Source organism: Actinomyces sp. ICM39 (assembly GCF_000282935.1).
Taxonomy (GTDB): Bacteria; Actinomycetota; Actinomycetes; order Actinomycetales; family Actinomycetaceae; genus Pauljensenia; species Pauljensenia odontolytica_B.
In genome coordinates this window covers 1-5,140 of the sequence record NZ_ALCB01000049.1, presented here as the reverse complement: position 1 = coordinate 5,140, position 5,140 = coordinate 1, and the positions used below count along the sequence as shown (strand labels likewise).

The following is a 5,140-nucleotide window of genomic DNA, read 5'->3' as shown; positions in this document are numbered from 1 at the left end:
TGGGTGATTGTTTAGTGTTGGCCCATTAGTACCAGTCGGCTCACGAGCACATTGCTGTGCTTCCACCTCTGGCCTATCAACCCGCTAGTCTGGCGGGGGCCTCTCACCCCACGAAGGGGGCGTGGAAACCTCATCTTGAAGCAGGCTTCCCGCTTAGATGCTTTCAGCGGTTATCCCTTCCGAACGTAGCCAACCAGCCATGCACCTGGCGGTACAACTGGCACACCAGAGGTTCGTCCATCCCGGTCCTCTCGTACTAGGGACGGCCCTTCTCAAGTTTCCTGCGCGCACAGAGGATAGGGACCGAACTGTCTCACGACGTTCTGAACCCAGCTCGCGTACCGCTTTAATGGGCGAACAGCCCAACCCTTGGGACCAACTCCAGCCCCAGGATGCGACGAGCCGACATCGAGGTGCCAAACCATGCCGTCGATATGGACTCTTGGGCAAGATCAGCCTGTTATCCCCGGGGTACCTTTTATCCGTTGAGCGACCACGCACCCACGTGCCATGGCCGGATCACTAGTTCCTGCTTTCGCACCTGCTCGACCCGTCGGTCTCACAGTCAAGCTCCCTTGTACACTTGCACTCGCCACCTGATTACCAACCAGGCTGAGGGAACCTTTGAGCGCCTCCGTTACATTTTAGGAGGCAACCGCCCCAGTTAAACTACCCACCAGGCACTGTCCCCAACCCGGATCACGGGTCTAGGTTGAGGTGACCGCTTGAACCAGAATGGTATTTCAACGACGACTCCACCACCGCTGGCGCGGCAGCTTCACAGTCTCCCACCTATCCTACACAAGTCCAAGCGAACACCAATACCAAGCTATAGTAAAGGTCCCGGGGTCTTTCCGTCCTTCTGCGCGAAACGAGCATCTTTACTCGTACTGCAATTTCACCGAGTTCGCGGTTGAGACAGCGGAGAAGTCGTTACGCCATTCGTGCAGGTCGGAACTTACCCGACAAGGAATTTCGCTACCTTAGGATGGTTATAGTTACCACCGCCGTTTACTGGGGCTTAAATTCACCGCTTCACACCCACAAGGAGTGTTGACAGTTCCTCTTAACCTTCCAGCACCGGGCAGGCGTCAGTGCGTATACATCGCCTTACGGCTTCGCACGCACCTGTGTTTTTGATAAACAGTCGCTTCTCCCTATTCTCTGCGACCCCACAACCCCACCCACACGCTGGGCGCGGGGAAGTCACGGGGTCCTCCTTATCCCGAAGTTACGGAGGAATTTTGCCGAGTTCCTTAACCACGATTCACTCGAACGCCTCGGTATACTCTACCTGACCACCTGAGTCGGTTTAGGGTACGGGCGCGTTATGCCCTCACGTCGAGGCTTTTCTCGGCAGCTTAGGATCACCACAAGTCCACACACGCGTGTGTCCCTCATCAGTTCTCACCCTTATGCCTCCCGGATTTACCTGGGAGGCGGGCCACAACCTTAAATACGCACAACCATCGGCGCACTGCAGCTACCTGTCTGCGTCACCCCTGTTAACACGCTTGCCTACAATCACCGGGGCCCCAAGACCCACACACACCACAAAACCCGAAGGAATCATGGTGGCGTGAGCAAATTGGTTAGCACAATGACTTCAGCATGGGCGGTCATAACGCGGTACCAGAATATCAACTGGTTGTCCATCGACTACGCCTGTCGGCCTCGCCTTAGGACCCGACTAACCCAGGGCGGATAAACCTAGCCCTGGAACCCTTAGTCAATCGGCGCTGCGGATTCTCACCGCAGATTCGTTACTCATGCCTGCATTCTCACTCCCACACAATCCACCAGAAGTTCCCTCCAGGCTTCACCTCGTGCAGGACGCTCCCCTACCCAACAACACACCAGCACTCCAGTTCCTGGCGCCAGCATCGCGTGTTGTTGCCACAGCTTCGGCGGTACGCTTGAGCCCCGCTACATTGTCGGCGCAGAACCACTTGACCAGTGAGCTATTACGCACTCTTTCAAGGATGGCTGCTTCTAAGCCAACCTCCTGGTTGTCACCGCGACTCCACATCCTTTCCCACTTAGCGTACGCTTAGGGGCCTTAGCTGATGATCTGGGCTGTTTCCCTCTCGACTACGAAGCTTATCCCCCGCAGTCTCACTGCCGCGCTACACCTAATGGCATTCGGAGTTTGGCTGACGTCAGTAACCCATAGGGCCCATCGGCCATCCAGTAGCTCTACCTCCACCAGGGACCACGCGACGCTGCACCTAAATGCATTTCGGGGAGAACCAGCTATCACGGAGTTTGATTGGCCTTTCACCCCTACCCACAGTTCATCCCCCAGGTTTTCAACCCTGGTGGGTTCGGTCCTCCACACAGTCTTACCTCTGCTTCAACCTGACCATGGGTAGATCACCCCGCTTCGGGTCTAGAACACGCGACAGGCGCCATATTTCAGACTCGCTTTCGCTACGCATACCCCACACGGGTTAAGCACGCCACGTATCACTAACTCGCAGGCTCATTCTTCAAAAGGCACGCCATCACCCCACAAGGCTCTGACGGCTTACAGGCACACGGTTTCAGGTACTATTTCACTCCCCTCCCGGGGTACTTTTCACCATTCCCTCACGGTACTATGCACTATCGGTCATCAAGTAGTATTTAGGCTTACCAAGTGGTCTTGGCAGATTCACACGAGATTTCACGAGTCCCGCGCTACTCGGGTACCACACCCACACCACACAACACCAGTCCATCTACACGACTCTCACGCTCTTTGGTCAGCCTTCCCAGACTGTTCAACTCCCAACATCACATGGCGCGACCCTCCGGCAGAAGAGTCCAACATGGCCCCACAACACCAAACACGCAACGGCCGCCGCCTCTCACACGCATCTGGTTTAGCCTCCTCCGCTTTCGCTCGCCACTACTCACGGAATATCTTTTCCTGCGGGTACTGAGATGTTTCACTTCCCCGCGTTCCCCCCACCACCCTATACACGTTCAGATGATGGTAACCCAGCACAACCCAGGTTAGGTTCCCCCATTCGGACACCCTCGGATAATAACGCTCGCTCGCCAGCTCCCCGAGGCATATCGCAGGCCGCAACGTCCTTCATCAGCTCTTGATGCCAAGGCATCCACCGAATGCCCAATAAAACTAAACAAAACACAAAAAACAGTACAGAACAAATATGCTCGCAACCACTATACAAATCACAAACAACCCACCACACACAACCCACACCCAAAAGAAAACCCCTCCAGGCTGGCTGCGCAGGCAACCACCACCAACAGGCAGCGGACGCTCACACGGTGTTGAACGTGAACCCGACAGTGTGCTCGTTCGCTACAACATTTTTATGCCCAACCCAAAACACGCACCCACACCCACCACCCACTGTCGGGCAGTAAACACATGCAGGCACAAGAAAACAACCAGGCACAACCCAAACAGTCATGCCGCATTGTTCCCCACAAAACTGGGCTCCCTAGAAAGGAGGTGATCCAGCCGCACCTTCCGGTACGGCTACCTTGTTACGACTTCGTCCCAATCGCCAATCCCACCTTCGACCACTCCCCCCGCAAACGCGGTTAGGCCATGGGCTTCGGGTGTTACCAACTTTCGTGACGTGACGGGCGGTGTGTACAAGGCCCGAGAACGTATTCACCGCAGCGTTGCTGATCTGCGATTACTAGCGACTCCACCTTCATGGGGTCGAGTTGCAGACCCCAATCCGAACTGAGACTGGCTTTAAGGGATTCGCTCCACCTCACGATTTCGCAACCCTCTGTACCAACCATTGTAGCATGCGTGAAGCCCAAGACATAAGGGGCATGATGATTTGACGTCATCCCCACCTTCCTCCGAGTTAACCCCGGCAGTCCCCCACGAGTCCCCACCATCACGTGCTGGCAACATAGGGCAAGGGTTGCGCTCGTTGCGGGACTTAACCCAACATCTCACGACACGAGCTGACGACAACCATGCACCACCTGCACACGACCAACTAAATGCCACCACATCTCTGCAGTGTCGCCGTGCATGTCAAGCCTTGGTAAGGTTCTTCGCGTTGCATCGAATTAATCCGCATGCTCCGCCGCTTGTGCGGGCCCCCGTCAATTCCTTTGAGTTTTAGCCTTGCGGCCGTACTCCCCAGGCGGGGCACTTAAAGCGTTAGCTACGGCGCAGAAACCACGGGTGGCCCCCACACCTAGTGCCCAACGTTTACAGCGTGGACTACCAGGGTATCTAATCCTGTTCGCTCCCCACGCTTTCGCTCCTCAGCGTCAGTAACGGCCCAGAGACCCGCCTTCGCCACCGGTGTTCTTCCTGATATCTGCGCATTCCACCGCTACACCAGGAGTTCCAGTCTCCCCTACCGCACTCAAGTCAGCCCGTACCCACCGCACGCCCCCAGTTAAGCCAGAGGATTTCACGGCAGACGCGACCAACCGCCTACAAGCCCTTTACGCCCAATAATTCCGGACAACGCTCGCGCCCTACGTATTACCGCGGCTGCTGGCACGTAGTTAGCCGGCGCTTCTTTACCCACTACCCTCACCACAACCCAAAGTTGCGGCTTGACCATGAGCGAAAGAGGTTTACAACCCGAAGGCCGTCATCCCTCACGCGGCGTCGCTGCATCAGGCTTTCGCCCATTGTGCAATATTCCCCACTGCTGCCTCCCGTAGGAGTCTGGGCCGTATCTCAGTCCCAATGTGACCGGTCACCCTCTCAGGCCGGCTACCCGTCAAAGCCTTGGTAGGCCATCACCCCACCAACAAGCTGATAGGCCGCGAGCCCATCCCCCACCAGAAAAAACCTTTCCACCAACCCCCATGCGAAGATCAGTGAATATCCAGTATTAGCACCCGTTTCCGGGCGTTATCCCAAAGAAGGGGGCAGGTTACTCACGTGTTACTCACCCGTTCGCCACTCATCCACCCAGCAAGCTGGGCTTCAGCGTTCGACTTGCATGTGTTAAGCACGCCGCCAGCGTTCGTCCTGAGCCAGGATCAAACTCTCCGAACAAAAACAAAAACGTTAAAGCCCAGAAAAACCAACCAACCAAACAAGGCCAGCCAGCAATCCCAACCAAAAACACTCAAAAACAAAAAACAGGCATAAAAAAACAAACAAACACACTATCGAGTTCACAAACAACACCCACAC

At 55.7% G+C, this 5,140-nt stretch carries 2 rRNA genes; both read right to left on the bottom strand.

The features are described 5' to 3' along the window. Positions 1-6 precede the first annotated feature (6 nt). A 23S ribosomal RNA gene (locus HMPREF1137_RS02770) occupies positions 7-3,131 on the bottom strand. Positions 3,132-3,459: 328 nt separating this feature from the next. Further along, positions 3,460-4,999 (bottom strand): 16S ribosomal RNA (locus HMPREF1137_RS02765). The 16S and 23S rRNA genes sit together here, the layout of an rRNA operon. Positions 5,000-5,140 lie beyond the last annotated feature (141 nt).